Annotated in this window: 12 protein-coding genes; all 12 read left to right on the top strand. The window is 37.2% G+C overall.

What is annotated here, in order from left to right; genetic code table 11:
- The first annotated feature begins 166 nt into the window (after positions 1–166).
- A complete protein-coding gene (locus AUF14_RS11055; protein ID WP_185968652.1) occupies positions 167–1519 on the top strand; it encodes a sensor histidine kinase in 1353 nt (450 codons plus the stop codon).
- Positions 1520–1525: 6 nt separating this feature from the next.
- Positions 1526–2260, top strand: coding sequence for a LytR/AlgR family response regulator transcription factor (locus AUF14_RS11050; RefSeq protein ID WP_048719017.1), 735 nt, complete (start codon positions 1526–1528; stop codon positions 2258–2260).
- 825 nt (positions 2261–3085) lie between these two features.
- Complete coding sequence (locus AUF14_RS11045; protein ID WP_049222143.1) at positions 3086–4189, top strand: tyrosine-type recombinase/integrase; 1104 nt, start codon at positions 3086–3088, stop codon at positions 4187–4189.
- Positions 4190–4688: 499 nt separating this feature from the next.
- The gene (locus AUF14_RS11040) at positions 4689–6473 is read left to right on the top strand and encodes a SpaH/EbpB family LPXTG-anchored major pilin (protein WP_049222142.1); all 1785 of its coding nucleotides are present in this window, start codon (positions 4689–4691) and stop codon (positions 6471–6473) included.
- A 120-nt stretch (positions 6474–6593) separates the two neighbouring features.
- On the top strand, positions 6594–11627 hold the full coding sequence (locus tag AUF14_RS22795) for a SpaA isopeptide-forming pilin-related protein (RefSeq protein ID WP_049222141.1): 5034 nt from the start codon (positions 6594–6596) through the stop codon (positions 11625–11627).
- Between the two features lies 1 nt (position 11628).
- Positions 11629–12345, top strand: coding sequence for a pilin N-terminal domain-containing protein (locus AUF14_RS11030; RefSeq protein ID WP_102866039.1), 717 nt, complete (start codon positions 11629–11631; stop codon positions 12343–12345).
- A gap of 109 nt (positions 12346–12454) precedes the next feature.
- Positions 12455–14209 carry a sortase family protein gene (locus AUF14_RS11025; RefSeq protein ID WP_049222139.1) on the top strand — a complete coding sequence of 585 codons (1755 nt, stop codon included), beginning with the start codon at positions 12455–12457 and terminating at the stop codon, positions 14207–14209.
- Positions 14210–14223: 14 nt separating this feature from the next.
- Positions 14224–16407 carry a glucosaminidase domain-containing protein gene (locus AUF14_RS11020; RefSeq protein WP_049222138.1) on the top strand — a complete coding sequence of 728 codons (2184 nt, stop codon included), beginning with the start codon at positions 14224–14226 and terminating at the stop codon, positions 16405–16407.
- 109 nt (positions 16408–16516) lie between these two features.
- Entirely contained in the window at positions 16517–17095 is a 579-nt protein-coding gene (gene lepB / locus AUF14_RS11015) for a signal peptidase I (RefSeq protein WP_049222137.1), read from the top strand.
- Between the two features lie 31 nt (positions 17096–17126).
- The gene (locus AUF14_RS11010) at positions 17127–17900 is read left to right on the top strand and encodes a hypothetical protein (RefSeq protein WP_049222136.1); all 774 of its coding nucleotides are present in this window, start codon (positions 17127–17129) and stop codon (positions 17898–17900) included.
- Positions 17900–19465 carry a coiled-coil domain-containing protein gene (locus AUF14_RS11005; protein WP_049222135.1) on the top strand — a complete coding sequence of 522 codons (1566 nt, stop codon included), beginning with the start codon at positions 17900–17902 and terminating at the stop codon, positions 19463–19465. The genes AUF14_RS11010 and AUF14_RS11005 overlap by 1 nt, the downstream gene beginning before the upstream one ends.
- A 42-nt stretch (positions 19466–19507) precedes the next feature.
- Complete coding sequence (locus AUF14_RS11000) at positions 19508–20248, top strand: hypothetical protein (RefSeq protein ID WP_225844217.1); 741 nt, start codon at positions 19508–19510, stop codon at positions 20246–20248.
- The last annotated feature ends 2 nt before the right edge of the window (positions 20249–20250 follow it).

Genomic DNA, 20250 nt, shown 5'->3' with positions numbered 1-20250 from the left:
TTGAATATTCTAAAAGTATTTTGGAATATTATAGATGCTCGAAAATAAGTAGCTTTTGACTTTTGATTTCAAATAATAGAAATTAAAAGATGCTTTTACTTGTTAATTTAAATATTATATACTTGACAAAAATATATTGATTTTATTTATTATTATGGGAGGTTTTATGGAATATCTGGCAATTGTTTATTTAACAAATTTATTCTCTTTAATATTAATTAATTTATTTACTTTATTTTTAACAAATTTATTTTTAGAGCACGTATTTCTTTTAGAAAGGCATTCGATTTATTTTTTTTGTAATACTTTTCTATTTTCACTATTGATTTCCTCAGTCTCTTTAGTTGACTTAGTGAATGGAACTCAGGTTGGTTTTTTTGTGTACAGTATTATTCTCGTAATTCAATTTATCAGTGGCTATTTATTAATTCGAACATTTTATCCAATGATAAATTACGCTCAGAATCTATTTATTCAAACAATCTCCGAAGCAATTTTAGCTGTTTTTAGGTATATACTATTAAATTTTTCTTTTGGCTATATCCAAAGTTTGTCTCGATTAGCAACTATGTTTGTAGGGATTTCCCTCTGTTTTTTTCAAGTAGGAATAGCAATCATTGTTTGTTATGCAGCGAGAAGAAGCCAGACAGTATCAACCATCAAAAGGATCTTTGATTATCCTGTATTTATGTTGATGTTTACAGGTTTATTTTTTTTGAGTGAATTATTTGTATATTCCCGCTTCTTTTTAAATAATTCCGATCGGCAAGTTCATTCATGGTTGCTGTCGTTAATCTATTTGATTGTACTAATTATTTTTGGTTTGTGGACTCTGACAATTGATCAGAAAAAGAAGTGGGAAAATACCCAGCTTATGCTAATTCAGCAGCAAAATTATTTGAAACAAATGGAAGAGGTTCAAAGGGAAATCAGGAGTGTCCATCATGATTATAAAAATATGCTTACAGGAATTTATTTGCATGCAAGTCAAGGAAATACGAAGGAAATTCAGACATTCCTGTCAAATAAATTTTTTCAACTCGATCATCAGATAGAAGAGAAATTAAAACGGCAAAATCAGTTATTACTTATAGAAAATACTGAGATTAAAGGATTGCTAATTAGTAAATTAGCAGAAGCAGAGTCGAAAGGTATTTCAATACATTTAGAGATAACAGATATTTTTAAAAACTTTCCAATGGAATCTAGTGACTTAGTAAGGGTCATGGGAATTTTTTTGGATAATGCAATCGAAGCTGTACTTGAGCTTAATCGAACCATGCAAAAGATAGTGATAATGCAAGATGAAAAATCTTTTGTTATTCGTATAAAAAATCCAAATGGGCATAAGGTTGCATTACATGAATTGGTACAAACAAATTTTTCAACAAAAGGTAAAAACCGAGGATTTGGACTTACAAATGTTAGAAAAATATTGGCAAGATATCCCCACATTTTAAATGAGGTTAACATACAAAATGATCAATTTATTCAGACATTAACGATCAAGAAGGAGTGATTCTCTATGGTTCCAATTTATATTTGTGAAGATCAACCGGAAATACTGAATCAGCTAGAAGAAAGTATCAGAAATATTATTATGATTGAGGAATTTGATTTTAAGGTTGTATTAGCTACGAAATCCCCTGAGGAATTACTTCAATGTTTGAAAAATCAGCGGACTAAAGGTATCTATTTTTTAGATATTGAGTTTCCTAAAGAATCAATAAACGGTTTTGAATTAGGGAAAGAAATTCGTAAATTAGATTCTAGAGGATTTTTAATTTACATAACCACCCATAATGAATTATTACCAGAAACCTTTTCTTATCAATTAGAAGCACTGGATTATATTTTAAAAGATAATCCAGCCCGACTAAAGCAGCACCTCAAAAAGGCGCTATTAACGATTCAAAATTTATTAGGCAATGAATCGTTGGAAGAAAGAGAAATGTTCACTGTGGAGAGTGCTTCGCGTATCTTGCATGTACCAGTTGATACGATTGAGTATTTTGAGACAAGCTATAAAAAGCATAACGTTGCATTAATTACCTCTGATCAATATATCGAGTTCCATGGGAATTTGACTCAGCTCGAGGAGCGTCTATCTTCAGGCTTTATCAGAACTCATCAATCGTACCTAGTCAATCGTTCTAAGATTCAGAATGTTGATAAAAAACGTCGCATAATACTACTTAAAAATGGCGGTACTTGTTTGGTATCGCGTAATAAAATCAAAGAACTTAAGCAGCTTTTTTAACCAAATAGGACAGAAAAGGGACCGAATAGTTTATAAGTGTCATCTGATTCTTTTTATTGGATATAGTGATAAAAAGGAAGAGGAGGTGGATGCTGGCTAAAGAAACTAAGAGTTTAGAAAATCTGAAAAAATAAAGATTTCAATCAACAATATAGCGATTTTACTGAAGTGCGACAGGCCTAATCTAAGTGCAAAATCATAGATTGTTGCACTTTTGAATAGTGTGTTTTAAAGATTCGTGGGTCTGAATTGGAGATGGTTTTTTCGCAAGATGACCGATTATCTAAAAAGATCGTTAAAATATAAAGTTGAGTAAAGTATAAGGTAGACGAAGAAGTAGTTAAAGAAGTTTGACAGGGACCGAAGAAGTGAAAAACAAAGAGCTCGCTGAAGTGTAGGTTACTTACGCTTCAGCGAGCTCTTTGTTTTCTATTTTTATGTCCAGAAGAATCTACGGATTTTAGTGTCGAGATAGTGATATTCATGAATGTAAATAATAACATCAATAAAAATTATATTTTATTGAAGACTGAAAATAATAGAGTAACAAACAAAAATTTCTTAGTCTTCCAAAAAACTAGAAAGAGTTTTGTTTGTTATGAAACAAATTAACTTATTTGTTAGCTATATCAAAGCTGTTCACGAAAACAATTATATATTAATCATTATTATTAGGCAATACGATTTACTAAAATAATTATTGTTTTTGAAAAAGATAATTTTTTTAGCTGGATATTGGATTTTTATCAGTTGTCTTAAACATAAATTAGAAAAAAACTCAAAAATGAGCCGTCTGTAAAGCCGTCAAAAAAGGAGGACGTAGAAATGCGTAAAGGTGAAAATATTTATTTACGAAAGGATGGACGCTGGGAAGGAAGATATCCCAAAGGAAGAAAAATTGATGGAAGGATTAAATATGGATATGTTTATGGAAAAACCTATACAGAAGTAAGGCAGAAAATGTTTCCACTTAGAGTGCATTACAGCACACTTCAACAAACGCACGGTGTTTCAAATGAAACATTCGAGGAATGGGCTGTTCAATGGTTAGGAGAAATACAAAGAGAGGTAAGACCTTCTACTTTTTCAAGTTATTTCTACAAGCTAAAAAAATACGTGTTTCCGAAAATCAAAGAGATTCCATTAAATGAACTCACAGGGGAACACGGTAAGTCACTTTTAATAGAACTTCAACATAAGCTTAGCAAATCAACAATACAAGTTATTTTCAGAATTATTAATAAGTGCTTAAATCATGCAAAAAAAATTGGGAAGATAATAACAAACCCATTCTCTGAAATACAATTGCCGAAAATCAAACGAAAAAGAACGAACGCATTAACACGTTCGGAGCAATCACAACTTATGTCAATTGCCAAAAAGGAGAAAACAAATCGGGGGCTGCCCGTTCTGTTAGCTTTACATTCAGGTATGAGAATTGGGGAGATCGCAGCTTTAAAGTGGGAAGACATTGATTTTGATTCAGGATTGATTCACGTAAGCCATACGTATCAACGTATAGGGGCATTACATACACATGATAAGAGCAGATTAATTTTTACAGAATCAAAAACAGACTCTTCCATTAGAATGATTCCCATAGGAAAGGCGCTAAAAAAATTGTTACTGAAGCACCGTAAGCAATCAAAAACGTCATTCGTTTTCTCGACGAACGGTCACCCTTGTGAACCACGATTGCTTACATACCATTTTCATCAAATCCGAAAGAAAGCAAACTTACCTAATATTCATTTTCATCAATTACGCCATACTTTTGCGACCCGATGCTTAGAGGCGAAGGGAGATGTTTCGTCTGTGAGCGCACTTTTGGGTCATTCCTCCACCCAAATGACATTGGATACGTATGTACATGCATTAATGGAACAGCGAATTCACGTAATCTCAAAAATGGAGAAAATGATTAGCTAGAATGAATTTAAATTAGAAAAAAATTAGAACAAAACCTGTATGGAGGGCTTTTTTTCTTTATCTAAGAAAACGCTTTCATAAGTAGGGCACGATATTCTCTTTGAAATACCTACATGTATTTATAAATTTATAAACGTTGGACTAATGCAACTTAAAATCATTCGCCGTCATTCGTCGTCAAGCTAGGTAAAATATCCCATCCTTATCAGCTTTTCTAGAGAACATCTAGTTTTTTGGAAGACTAAGAAGTATTTCAGGGAATTATTGCGGCATCCTGAACTTTGTAATGAAAAAAATTAACGAATTACTTTTTGAAGGGAGGTATGTTTATCGAAGGACAGACATACACAGTTTTCAATAGTAAGCAACTTAGACACAAACAAAAGATTACTTTGTCTAAGTGAAGATAAGTGGATCGAAAATGACGGCAATCAATTTTTCGTTATTCATTTATTTTAACTAATTTTACCAAAAAAAGGAAAAAGAAAAGGAGTTAATTATGAATAAAAGATGGATAGGTAAAGCGGCAATGACTTTGGGTGTACTGACGATGGTTGGATCAGCGGGAGCAGGTTTAGGTTCAATCGCGTATGCAACACCAGATGTTCCATATGTAAGTACGAATGCTATTTCAGACGACACATCTGATCGTACAATCACACTTTGGAAATATGAAATCAAAAGTTCGGCAGATTTAAAAGATCGTGATAATGGGGAAATGTTAGATCCTAATGATCCTAAACTGAAGGATAAAGTTTTGATGGAAGGCGTGGAATTTGAAATTGTTCGTGTCATCCCTAATAAAAATGCCACTGGAGATTACGTTAAGTTAGATGATCCAACCAAACAAAAAGAAGGTGCTACAAACGATTATACTATTGACCCTACTTTTAAAGCGAAAACTGGTGAAACTGGTGCTGACGGTAAACTAACTTTTAACGTAGGAACTGGTAAAGAAGCCGATGGAATCTACTTAGTTCGTGAAGTTCCAGATGAGAATGGAGATTACTGGTATATGAAAGATGGTGTGAAGACAAAAGTGTCTACACCGATGGCACCATTCTTTGCGTATTTGCCACAAACAAAACGCGACAATGAAAAAGAATTGATTTACGATGTACACGTTTATCCTAAAAATATTGTTAACGATTCATCAGGGGACAAAACAGTTGAAGGACAAAAAGGGTACTCGATTAAAGCTGGACAGCCTTTTCAATGGGAAGCAACAGTGAAGCTACCTACAAATTTATATTTCCAGGCACAAGAAGATCAAACGATTACGAATGTATATGACAAAGATGGAAATAAATTACCTGACATTAATGTATCGGCAGGAACTAAAGTTTATGCGAATGAATTCTATATTCATGATGAACTTGTTAAAGAACTTCACTTAGATAATGTGGAAGTAGAGGCTTATAATTCTACAACCAAAACATGGGATAAGTTAGTTTTCAATACGGATTATTCGGTGACCAAGAATGGCACCAAAGCAACTGCAAGTCCAATTACAAATGCAAATGGTGCACCAATTGATATCCGTGTAGATTTAGAAGAAGCGGGTATGGAAAAACTTGAAGGAAACTACAGTGATATTCGTGTTATCTACCATACCCATACCGATATTGATTTCAATGGCGCTATCGAAAATGAATTTGATTATGGCTATCTAATCCCTGGGTCAAAACCTGTAACTGATACTCCTAAAGATAATCCAGAATATTTCGATGGTGGATTTACGATTGATAAAACGGAAGAAGATTCTACGAAAAAATTAGCAGGTGCGGAGTTTTATATTGCCACAAGTAAAGAAAATGCCGACCAAGGTCGATTCTTAGCATCAGATGGAAAAACATACAAAAAAGATACTGATGATTTTGGTGCCGCAGATACTTTACCAACTGGTGTGACTTTCCTAAAAGATACAACAGATGAGAATGGACATGCTCAATTCAACGGATTGGAACTTGATTGGTACACGGATGCTAATGGTAATAAGAAACAAGATAAAGATGAACCAACGTGGGAGCATTCAAAAATTGAACGTGAATATTGGTTAGTGGAGACAAAATCACCAGATGGTTTTGAATTATTGAAAGATCCAATTAGCGTAAAAATCAAATTGAAACCAGAAGATGTAAAAGTTCATGTAGAAAATAAATCGCAAACCAAACTACCATTCACCGGTGGTACAGGAACAATGTTAACGATCATCATCGCAATTGGAGCTATCACAATCGGTACAGCAGCAATTGCCATTGATAAAAAACGTCGCGCAGTTTAAGAATATATTTATCTGATAAAAGATCGTTACTAAGGATGGAGTTATACCTCTTTAGTAACGATTCAATGGAGTATAGATACACCATCAATTGGATGGTAATGAGGAAAGGAAAGGAAGACGATGCGAAAAAACTTTAAAGCAAATAAAATGGTCACCATCCTTCTTCCTATAATATTTCTGATTGGAATACTAATTCTGCAAGTTTTTTCAGGTGATCTCTTAAGCGCATCGAATAAAGAAAGTCTGGTCAATATATCAATTGATGGGAGAGAAGTGACAACAGGTGAGCTTGAGTCAGAAAAGGAAACAGTTGAATTAACTCTTGAAGCGAAAAAGAAAGTCCTTCTTGAAATTCCATATGATGAATCGATTTCTATAGAATTATTGAACAACAAAAAAGAAAAAATAGATATAGAAGAGTATTCATCGACAGAATTTGATAGAAAAGAACTCATAAAAGAACTTGATGAGTTAGATGATAATGAAGAAACACCAAAGAAATTTAGCGGATTTCAAGTAGTCAATAGTGAAGGAAACAAAAAGTCACTCTTCTTCCTATTAGAAAAAGAACATAAGCAACAATTAAAGGTGAATAGAAGTACAAATGATAAAACAGAGGTCTCTGTTTTAAATGTAGAAAAGCCAGAAGTAGAGCAAACACTTCTTATTTTTAAAGGTCTATCTAAAAGCTCTGACCAGATAAGTAAAGTGAATGAATCTACTGAAAAAAAGAACATGGAGAAAGCTTCTGTAAAAAAAGCAAATGAGGCAAATCAAAGTAAGAAACAAACATCAGGTACAAAAACAACCGCTTCTTCAGAAATAGGCGAACAGGTAATAGAACAATCAGAAGCAGGGCAGCCTATTAAGGATTCAAATTCGGAAGAAGAAACGCAAAAAGCGAAACAAGAAGCTCCTAAAGAAGAAGCTATCGACTCCAAGACAGAAACTACTAATGAAACTACAGAATTACCAAAGATAGGTTCTCCAGAAAGTTACGATAGAATTCTGGCAGTTGAAACAGTCAAAACAAAATCTTCTTTAAATGAATTATTGAAGGATGAGTACAAAGCATCTGATTCTTTGAAGAAACCTCAATATTTAACTAACTCAAGCGCAAGTAAAGTGAAAGCAAAAGAAACCAAGGCAGAAACTCCTATTATTATTAGAGACGTGAAACTTGAGGTAAGGGACGGGGTAAATACTGATGATCCAGATAATGAGCCTGGACATGACGATGATGATGAAAATGGTATAGTCCGGTCTTTTGATCAAGTAAGTTATTTAGTATCCTTCTCTATTCAAAGTACTAGTACCCTTACCAAATACACCAATATTCGCTATCGAGTTATCGGCGAGTTGGGTACAGCCGTATCTTTGGAAAATGGAATTCCTAAAAATAACGGGGAAATTTCAAATGGAGAGTATTTTGAAAACGGGGATGGCTCTCAATATTCTCGAGGGGTAATGGAGTCTATTATTACTGATACCGGTCAAGTTTTTGTGCCGATCATCATGAATGTTTATGGAGCAAAACATGGTACTGAACTGACGCCATCATTCAAATTAGAAATTGTTGATGCGACGAATACAGAAACAGGAAAAGTTGAAACATTTAATAAAGTTTATGATGGTGAAGATTTTGAACCAATCAACAATAAAAAGAACGGAAAGATAAAAGTTAAGGTTTCAGCAAGGCCCTCAGTAAATGTCAAATTAGTTGCCGGTGATATCAAAGGGGGAAGCACAGTAGGTAGTACTAATGCTAAAGTAAGTGCTTACGATGTTGGGGTAACAACATTTTTACAACCTCTTCCTGAACGAACTGAGACTGGAGATTATAGGGGATCAACATTTCCGACAGGTCCTATTACTTATACGATTAAGCAAAAAGGAAGATATCAGAAAAAAGTTAGGATTAACGGAAAAGACACGATAGAAGAAGGTGATGTGGCACCTAGTCAAACTGCCAATATGGAGTGTGTGGGTATTGCGCCGGCAATTAATGATCGAACTCAAGCTAATTGGACAAAAAATGCTGGTGTTAAAGAAGGAGATTTCAAAAAACCGCTTCGTATTCCCAATGGGATAACAGAAAAAATTTATACGTCACAGCCATCTGGAGATGCTTCTAAAATTGGGGTCTACAATTCTGGAGATTTTAGCAAGACTGCTACAACTGCAAACGGAACTCCTATCACGAATAAAAATTATGTGGGTGTTCTGAATCCGTATACGTACAATATGGAGGGCGATCGGATACAATCCGCGACAGATAAAAGTTTTTCAAGTCTAGAGTTAATCTATTCTTTTGATAAAACGAAAATAGAGTCTGTTGGAGTAGCGCAAGGCTGGTTTAGGTATGACATGACATTATATGTAGACAATATAAAATATGATGGTTATGAAACTAATAAAACTAGTAGCATCAAGTATCCAAATGCTATTACTCCCGCTGGAGACTATGTTATGGGACCGCTTTTTGCTAAACCAAATGATGAGAATAATTTAAGTCCAGGTGATTTTATAAATTTAGAACTAAATTATCCTAATACGGATAAAAGCTTAGGTGATGCTCGCTTAAATCAAGGAGAGACTATTTATTTATCAAATTATAATCAAGCTTTTGCCCCTGCGTGTCAGGAATCAAAGGCAATACTGATGTGGGACTCAGATACATTTGAATACGATGACACGAAAGAAATATTAAATAACACACTACCGGACCATCGTAATAATATCAGTGTGAAGTATCGATATGGTGTCCCTAAAATAAAATTAGATCAGACTGCCCCCTATACAATGAATATAGATAATTATAATTATACTGAGCAGAATATTTATGCATGGTACAACACTGTAGCGGAAGCAAAGGCTAAAGGAAAAATATCTGCAGTAGAGACGGTAGCGAAAATTGATAAAGTAGTTGAACGGTGGGTTGCTAATCCGAGAATACCTGTAAAAGTAATTGGTAATCCTGGAGATAAAACTCCAGCTGAAAAACCTATTGCTCTATTTGAAACAAGTCAGTTTAATGATAAAAATGGAGCTGTACTTCTTAACTCAGTTACTGGAGGTGCAGGTAATTTTAAAACGTATAAACCTACTGTGTATGATTCAAATGGAGTAGCTACGGTAAATGTAAAATTTCCTTACTGGCATGCTACTTCAGCCTACATTAAGAAGTTCAATATTACGACTAATACAATTGTAAATAAGGAAGTTTACAATAGCTCTGAAGATATAGACGTCACAGTAACCGGAGTCTTATCAGGCAGCAGAAGTGTAAAGTATGATGGTGAGTTAAAAACAACATTGCCTAAAGGAATTTCGTATAAGGTGGGGTCATCGAATTATGGGGAACCGATAGTCACTGATAATCCTGATGGTACACAGATGTTACGTTGGAAATATGAGAAAAAGGATCTTAATGCGGGAAATTTCATAGAAATTAAATTCAAAGCGACTTCAGATTTTACGAAGTTGACATTTAAGAATACGGGCTATACAGACAATTTGACTGTTAAAACTGTTGGAGAAATGTGGACTACAGGAAATGACAAAGTTAAGGATGTAACCAAGGAAGAACTCCGATCCTCTACAGATACATTCATAGAACATCTGATTCAACAGGTTGTTCTTAGTAAAAGTGCTGATAAACCGTCTATTGAAGTGGGAGAAGTAAAAGAAAGTACCGATCCTGTAAAAGTTGATAACTCGATTACGTATAACGTCAAATTAGTTAATCAAAGTATTGACCCAATTAAGAATGCAAGAATACTTGATGTGTTGCCGTATGATGGCGATTCTCGTGGAACCAAGTTCAATGGAAACTACACGGTTGAAGAGGTAAAAATAGAGGAAGAAGATGTTAATGGTAAGAAAGTAGCTGATACAAAAGCCAAAATCACATTTACAAATACGCAAATTAGTGACACAAGTAAACCGAATGATATTTCTGGCTGGACGGCGTACACTCCTGGAACGACGAACATAACTGCTGTAAAAAATGCAAAAGCTTTTTTAGTATCACATCCAGAAGTAGCTGTAGGAAATACACTTGAATTAACAATAAAAATTCGACCAAAAAATCAATTGGCTGGTGATGTACTCGTCAATAGAGCTTCAATGGATTCCTTATTAGAACTTCCGGTTGATTCACAGCCAGTGTGGACTAGAGTATACGGTCGTGATCTGACAGGGTATGTCTGGTATGACGATAATTATGATGGATTAATGGATCAGAATTCAAATGGGAAACCAACTGATCCGGTTAAAGATATTGCTGTGAAGCTGTACCGTACTAGCCTAGAAGATGGTGGCTATAAGAAGCAACTCGTAAAACAAAGTTTGACGGGGGAAGATTTCATTGATAGTTCTGGGAACTCAAAGATAAAAACTGGAGCAGATGGGAAGTATACATTTTTAAATCTTCCTGAAGGGGATTATCTAGCAGAGTTCATTTTAGGTGATATTGTTGTTACGAAAAAAGTCGCTATTGTGACGAAGAAATTAGTCGGCAGTGATCCGAAATTGAATTCCAAAGCCGATCCAGATGACTTCAAGACACCCGAATATACGCATCCAGTGCTGAAAGATCTACCAACGTTACTAACTGGAACGGATAAGGTTCATCACATTACGGATGTCAATGCTGGATTGGCACGTCTCTCACGGATAAAACTCTTTAAATATGAAGAGGGCACGGTTATTGATGCCAATGGGGATGGAAAACTGAGTGATGCAGAAATTGAAGCACTCACTACTACCGCATTAGCCGGTGCTGAATTTCAGCTTTACAAAGGAAAAAGTGATAATCCAAAAGAGGCTGATAAAATTGGCACTGTTCAAGTAACTGGTAAAAATGGTTGGTTAGAGTTTGATGTTACTCTTCCACCAGGTGATTATACAATCGTTGAAACAAAAGCACCGGCTGGATTTGAATTATTAAAAGATCCAATCCATGTAAATGTACCACAGTATAATTATGTGGCTGTTGTTCATGTCGCAGACAAGGGACAAATCGATTTACCGTTTACTGGTGGAACCAAAGCCATGCGGATCATCTTAATCGCTTCTGCTACACTTTTTGTAATTGGGATGACAGGAGTATTTCTACATTTTCGACCGATCAAAGTAAGGGGAGGAAAATAAAATGAAAAAAGTCCATCGTTTGTTATTCTGTTTGTTTGTTTCCTTTCTGAGCTTTGGTGGGGTGGCATCTGCTCATGCCAAAGCAGATGCCACAGAAAATACGGAGAATTCTGGCTATAACATCTACATTCAAAAGTACAAGATCGTCGATTTTGAAAAGATTGCCGATACGTTGCCGTTAGATGGGACAAAAGTCGATCAGGTAAAGGATGCGGATGGGAAAAATTTGGACCCACTACCTGGGATGTCCTATGAAATCACTCGTGTTACTCCAATCCAAGGCGCATCTGGTTTTGAACCTGTTCAAGGGGATGGCGCCTTCACTACAACGGTTACGACAAATGAACAAGGCTTGGCCCATGCGGGTAACTTAGTTCAAGGGATGTACCAAATTGTGGAGAAAGAGCACGCACAGCTAAAAGATGTGATGGAACCTGTGATCGTCGAGCTGCCGTTTCCTCAACAAACCGGAGAACCCTTGAATGAGGTCTACATTTATCCTAAATCCAGTGTGGTAGGTGAAACCCCTAAATTACCTATAACCAAAGGACCGGATGGCACCCCGATTGAAGTCGATGAAAAAGGCGAAATTAAGAAGCTGCCGCAAACCAGTGGAAACATTGGAACCGCACAAGTACTTCTATGGATTTTGGCGATGATTATTACTATGGGTGCTTTTGGAATGCTTAGTATTCATCGCAAAAAAGATGTTTTTTAAGAATTGATTAATGCATCATTACTGAAGAAAGAATCTAGGATGCGTAACTATTAGTATCCTTGATTCTTTCTTTCAAATTGTGAATCTCTATTGGAAAGAAGGCCTCGTCATGAAGAAACAAAACAAGCCAAAACGAAAACACTCTTTTTTAAAGATTTTCGCGATCATTATGATCGTTGGCGGCGTGTTGACGCTTCTTTATCCAATTGTTGGGAATTACTTAGCCAATCGTGAACGCAGTCAGGCAGTCTCTGAATACGACGATACGATGAAAAAGATGTCCCAAAAGGAAAAAGACGAACAGTGGGCATTGGCGAAAGCCTATAACGAATACATTTACAACAAGCAAGAAGGATTACCAAAAGGAAATCCAGTTGTTTACAACAAGATCATGAAGCAGGGCGATGTCATGGGAACCGTGGACATTCCTGCGATTGATATCAAACAAATGCCTTTTTTTCACGGCACGTCCTTTAAAACATTAGAAAAGGGACTCGGTCACTTTGAGCCCAGCTCAATCCCAATCGGTGGGAAAAATACCCATGCGGTCATCACGGGACACAGTGGCGTTAAAAACCAAGTCTTGTTTACGGATATCCGTAACCTTAAAGAAGGCGATTTGTTTTTTATCAATATTCTAGGGAAACGATTGGCCTATGAGATCGATTCTTTTGAAGAGATTCTGCCGAGCGATGTCGATAAGGTCAAGATACATAAGGGAAAAGATAAAGTCACACTCTTGACTTGTACACCACCGGGAATTAATACGTTTCGACTGTTAGTCACAGGGCATCGCATTGATTACAAAACGGCAGTCAAGAAAAAAGTCAAGAAACGCAATACTTGGAGTTATCAAAATATTGTTCTAGCAACACTAGGTTTGAATGTCGCGATCTTTGCGCTATTAATGGGCTTGTACCGCCGCTTCATTAAACGTTTCCGCTCTGATGATCCAATCATCGCGGCGAAGGCCCGGAAGAATTTGAAACGACTATTTACAGTGACGAAGACGCTCTTCATTATCCTATTCATTACGATGACAGCGGTACTGATCACAGCGATCTATGGCTATCTGCATATGGAACAAGAACCAGCCTCGGCGGCAGTTAATGTCGGGAGGACAGAGGAATTGAGCTCTTATAATATCGACAAGATCCAAAAGGCAAACTACGGGGAGAAACAGATCGCCAGTGTAAAAATCTCTGATTATGCCAAAGCGAAATCGGTGGTTCAAACCACCACCAATAATTGGGGCATCGGAAAGCTCGTGATTCCCGATGTCTCGATTGATCTGCCGATCCTTGCGGGAATGGCCAATGAAAACCTGTTGACTGGAGCGGCGACTTATCGCTCCGATCAACAATTGGGACGGGGAAACTACGTGGTACTTACCCATAATATCTTTGATAAAGATGTATTGTTGCATCGGATTCAAGATTTAAAAAAAGGACAGTTGATCTACACAACGGATTTTAAAAATGTCTATGTCTACGAGGTTTCTTTGAACAAGATCATCGAAGAGACAGAGGTTTCTTATGTGGAAAAAGAGCCAAAAAATGGGATCGCGAAAATTACACTCTTGCGCTGTGAAGGGGACATTGGAACGATCTATCGGCGTCTTGTTCAAGGAAATCTCAAAAGTGTGGAACCGCTGCATGATGCGGAGGACGAGTTGTTCAAGAAACTGAAACTGAAACGAGACGATGGAAAGATTGACGGAACGATCGTGAAAAAAGATCCTGTGTCTGAGCCTGAACGAGTAAGCATGACCCTAGCTGCCAAGATCATTTCTGATCCGATGCAGACAGTTGTTCCGTTGTTCTTATTATTCTTATTACCAATTTTATTCTTTAGTCTGATTTAGAAGGGGAGACATTCATGAAAAAAATAGTACTAGGTGTTTGTGGGGTTCTCGTCTTTATCGGCGGACTTGTCAGTATACGCAGTGGTGTACTAAAGGCAGGAGAACTGACGAAAGACTCCTCATTAATCGTAGAAACGGGCACTGTGGAAAGTGTCGTTACTATTCCAGAGAGTAGTGAAACACCTGACGAGGAAGTCATTGTTCCTGAAGCAGAAAGTCCTGCACCAGTAGAAGAACAGCCAGCGCAGCCGATAGAAGAGTCGAGTACTTTGCCTGAGCCGTCTGCTAGTTCAGAGTCCGTTCCGTCGTCATCAAAACCGTCAGACACGAGTCCAACTGAGAGCAGTACAGTTGATTCATCGACCAGTACTAGTTCAACAAGTACGAGTACAACCAATTCGACATCCAGTAGTACATCGACATCGAGCACTACGATGCCGAACAGTTCCACAAAGCCAAGTAGCACAAAGCCAAGCAATCCGAAACCGAGCCAAACAAAACCAAGCCAAACAAAACCAAGCGAAACAACACCGAGTAGTATAGAACCAACCCAACCGTCTACGAGTCAAAGTTCAAAACAACCGACAAAACCGATGAAGCCAACACCTGTGTCACCAACTACACAGCCAGCACCTGCCACTACGAATAATACAAGTGTCCAGTCGAACTCATTCGTTGCGCCATCTGCACCAGAGGCATTTTCGGAAACAAGTACCTTAAATCTGCCGAGTGAACTGAAGACAACAGAAGTTGCGCAGTCGGATCTGAAGGGTTTTGAACTACCATTGTTAAGCAGTTTTGAAAACAAGGATCACGCGGTTTTGATTTACGAAGGGATTAAGCAGCTTGGAAACGAACAAGAAGAAACCTATAGCGCGGAACAATTAGCAACAGAGATCTATCAGAACTTATTCGATTTAGAAATTTCTGGGAAACCAGAAAAAATGCCAGAAGAAATCACCGTCGGCAGTCTGATTTATCAAAAGAAAAAAGATAAAAATAGTGTACTAGGGATCTACATCGGGAATGATTATTACTTAACCGTTGATGATGTAGAGGTTGAAGAAGATACAAAAGAGCGTACATCAATTAATGAAGAATCGGAAGAGAAAGAAAAGAAAGTAACTCAACGACAGGTTATTCTCGAAACTCTTGATCTGGAAGAAGAGCTCTTAGTGCAAGAATTGCCGGAAACGGCACTAACAGAGTATGGGAAACAAGTATTGGCAGAGTACCCCGCATCGATGAATTTTACCGAAAATGAGAGCGCAAAGAAGTTTATCGAAACAATCGCGGAAGATGCTCAGAAGTTAGGCCAAGAATATGATGTCTTTGCATCCGTGATGATTGCCCAAGCGTTATTAGAAAGTGGTTCGGGAACCAGTACCTTGTCCCTTTCACCTAACTTTAATTTGTTTGGAATTAAGGGAACTTATCAAGGGCAATCTGTTTCGATGTCAACTCAAGAAGATCGTGGAAATGGAGATCTGTATTCAATAAATTCCGCATTCCGTAAATATCCGAATTACGCGGCCTCGCTTGGCGATTACGTACAACTAATCCGTGGAGGCATCTCTGGCAATGATGGTTACTACAGGCAAACTTGGCGTTCAGAAGCGAAAAACTATCTGCGCACCACCAATGCTTTGACTGGAACTTATGCGACCGATACCACGTATGGTCAAAAATTGAACTCGATCATCGCGCTTTATCATTTGACTCAATATGATCAAGTAAAAACTACAGATGGGAATTCTGGTGTCTTTATCAAAGGAAAGGAAGAAATTCCGGAAGAATATCGAAATCGTATGAAATATCCTGATTACAACGGTGTAGATTATAACAGTTCCGGATCTTATCCAGTTGGTCAATGCACATGGTATGCCTTTAATCGAGTAAACCAATTAGGCAAAACAGTCGATGATTATATGGGCAATGGCGGGCAATGGGCGAGTAAAGGGAAGGTGCTAGGTTATGAGGTTAGTCAAAAACCAAAGGCAGGCTGGTTGATTTCCTTTAAGCCTGGTGTAGCTGGTTCTGATCCACGCTATGGTCATGTGGCTTTTGTTGAAGTGGTACGTCCAGAAGGAATTTTGATTTCAGAGGGAAATGTCTATGGTGGAACAATCATCTCTTATCGAGTAATTGACAATGCTTTAGCCACATCAGATCAAGTTTCATACATCAAACCAAAGTAATAACTACGTCCATTTAGTAACAATGGAACAGTATAAGTCTTAAAAATCAAATTTGTTTTTCTATTAAGAAAAACAAATTCATTCGTATGAAAAAGGAGCACCGTAACTTATGGCAACTGTTCGATCACGTCAAATGAAAAATGAAGGCAGTCCACCACAACGGTCGATTGGGAAAAGTCTAATCCTCACCATTTTGACGATTCTACTATTAGTAGTGTTGTTTGTAACGGGACAACTGGTGCGCAGAGAATACAGCTTTCATCCGATCTCAGGAACTTCTATGAGTCCCTCACTAACAGAAAAAGATATGGTTCTAGTTAAAAAGGAGCACAAAATTCTTCGCTATGATGTGATTGCTTTTTCTGTCAAAGGAGAATCAGGAAAATTTGTAAAACGTGTAATTGGTATGCCTGGAGATCCGATGTTTATTCGTAATGACCGAATGGTTTTAAATATTGGCGAGCAAGGGGATTTTGAAACGACCTATACGTTTCAACTTTCCCCAGCTATGGCAGAAGAATTTCAAGAGTTAACAGAGATTCCTAAAGGGTTGTATTTTACTATCGGTGACCATGTGGATGTCTCGAAAGATAGTCGAACCTTTGGCTTTGTCTATAAAAAAGAAATTGAAGGAACAGTTCAATTCCATCTTCCTTCCTTGATCAGAAAGCAGGCGAATAGTGAATGATTAAAAAAATCCTGCTGGAGGAGAAATCAGGATGGTGATAGTAGGAATACTCAGCATTGGATTCGTTGTCTTAGCCATTCTTTTAGTACTTGTTCGATTTGTATTTGATCTACGGTTAACAGCGATCCAACAGGAAGCGGATCACTCACAACTTTTCAGACGAAAAATCAATCATCTCAGAAAAATCGAACAAGCTAGACATATCCGCTACTTATTAATTATATGTTTAATGATCGGAATCGGATTAGCGATTCTGATTGGTTCCTTTCTAGTTTTAATGGATAAACAACAAAAATTGACAGCTCAGAATCAAATAGATCATGAACGAATCATTTATTTGGAGAAACAACAGAAGCAATTAATGGCTAATATTCCTTTGAAGAAGTATCCAGAGGAAGGGATTGGCTTAGAAGAATATGAATGGGAAAAATGGTCTGAGGAAAAGAAAGATGTGAATCTTCAAAGACAAATTGAATCAGCCATTTCAAAAAGATCGGCGCAATATTTTGATTCTTTTGATACAAAAGTGTCTTTATCTACTCCCAAAACGATTTCTCTTCAGCTAAAAGGATATACAGATGATGATGCAAGTAGAGAAATGATCAAAAACAATCTTGATGCATTTGCCAAAGAGGCGGAGAAAGTTTCTCAATTAAATAATATCCATGTTCGAATGATCACTTCTGTTAGTAAAGAGAAGCAAGTTGTCTATAGTGTCAATTATTCTCGCAAGAAGAGCGAGGATAAATTTAATAAACAGAATGTTTCTGAACAGAATCTAAAGAATAGTGGTGAGAAGGGTTAATGGCAGAAAATAAGAAAAAGAGAAAGTGGCTTTCAACGCAAGCTTTGAAGGAATTCATCAATGAAATCACCGAAGAAGAACTCAATGCGGAAGAAATGTATAACGAATTATCTCCTACTACTACCTTCAACTTACTAGAAGAGTCGGAAGCATTAATTCAAGAAAAAGAAAACAGTAATGAGTCAAAGAACCAAGAAGAAAAACTGCAATACGAAGAGGATTACTCTGACAAGTATTTAATCCTTCAACAAGCAGCTGAGAAATTAGATGCTCAAAAAAAGGAAGCAGAAATACGTATCCATGAGTTAGAAATAGAAAATGATGATTTAAAAGAAAAGCTAGATTTCGAACGAATCAGAGTTGGAGATGAGCTAACAGAACGGGATAAGAATTGGCAAGAGAAGCTAACTGAAATAGAAGAAGAAAAACAAGTAGTCGAGGAAGAATTTATACAGTTAGAGCAGCAACTAGAAGAAAAGCAGCGAGAATTAGAGGAATTTTCTGAAATAATTAAAAAGGAAGCCTCAGAAAAAGAAGCGGCGGCTGTTGACTTGAAAGAACTGACGCGACAGCTGAAGGAATACCAGAAAAACTACGAAGCTGTACAAGAGGAAAATCGTGAACAGGAAAAAAAGCTGACTCAGATCGAGGCGGAACAACGTGAAGAACGCACCCAATTTGATCAATTGAAGACACAATACCACGAGCTGGAGCAGGATTACCAACAGCTGCATCAACTCAATCAGAAAAATGAAGCGAAAATGGTCGAGCTTCAAGCAGAAAATGATGTATTGGATGAGCTGCTTGAAGAAAAGGAACACGAAATCGAAACAGAGCTTACACGTCTTAGAGAAGACAACGCAAAATATAAACAAACGATTCAACAGTTAAAGGAACAAGTAGCACAAAAGCTTACGAATGCATTGGAGGAATCAGACATGGCGATGGAGGAACAAGGACAACGACCGGAAGAGCAGGAACAAGAAGAAACGATTGAAGATACAGCGCAGCTTGCGGCCGAAAAGGAAGCCCTCAACAGTGCCTTGTTTGATGCCCATGAGGAAATTGCAAAGCTGGAGGAACAAACCAGTCGTCTAGAAGAGCTGGAGGCTGAAAAGGAACGGTTAGCGAGTCGCTTAGCAGATGCGCAAGTGGAATTAAGCAAGCTGAAGGAACAGAAGGTCGCTGAGGAAAGCCTTGAATTGATTCAAGCAAAAAAACAAGTCGAAGAACTGACGGAAAAGAATGAACAACTAAAAAAAGAAGTGGTTCAATCTCAACAAGAAATCGGTGAAGTCTTGATTTCAGCTAAGAAACAAGCGAATCGCACGATCGAAGAGGCGCAAACCGAAGCCAAGCACCTGATCAGTTCCGCTGAATTGGAATTAGAAAACATCAGCAACCGAGCGAGAAAAATCTTGATTGAAGTCTCTGAGTCACGAAAAAATGTGCTTTCCATCTACGATGACCTGGAATTCAAAGTAGAAGCACTATCCAACGGTACGCTGTTAAAGGAGATAAAGAAAAAGAAACAGGATCAGAAGTTAGCGGATTATTTTGATTAAGGACGAAACGACACTAAGTGCAGAAAAGGGGATAGACAGATATTGATCATAAACTGGATAAGCGTCGCTCTAGTCATTTTAATACTTGTTGTTTGGTTTAGACGAATAATTATTAGCGTGCAGCTTAAACGATTGAAATTGCCACCAAATACTCCGCAGTCGTTTCAGCGGAAATTGGAATACGTTAAACAAGCAGAACAAGGAAAACATGTCTCAGCGTTACTATTGCTCTCAATTTTTTTGGCAATGGGATTGTTACTGACCACATACGGGTTATTTCAAGTGGAGGATCAGCTGCACATTGTCACTGAACGGACGAATCAATTAAAAGATGAGCTATACACGTTAAAAAAAGAACAAAAACAAATTATTACGAAATTACCGATTAAAAGCTATCCCAAAAAAGGGCTTGGATTAAAAGATTATCCGTGGGATGAATTATTTTCAGAAGAAAATAGAGAAAAGCAATACGAAATTGAAAGTGATCTGTCTACTAAGGTAAGTCCTTATTTTGGATTATCAACGACATTGATTGTATTGGATATTCCTACCCAAACATTAAATATTGCGCTGGCAGGAGATTCCGGCAGTGAAGAAAATCGCCAACAGATCAAGGATAACGTCAAGTCATTTGCAAAAGAAGCGAAGGATGTGTCGAAGCTGACGCAGATCACCTTCCAGATGAACTTAATGAATGATAAAAACAAGAAAAAGACTTACAGCTGTACATTTACACGTGAAAAAGCTGATGAAGAATTTTCATTGATCCAAGAAGAAGAATAAGG

The sequence above is a fragment of the Enterococcus avium genome (assembly GCF_002891025.1).
Taxonomy (GTDB): domain Bacteria; phylum Bacillota; class Bacilli; order Lactobacillales; family Enterococcaceae; genus Enterococcus_A; species Enterococcus_A avium.
Note: the sequence above shows the minus strand (reverse complement) of the source record. Positions and strands in the feature narration are given on the sequence as shown.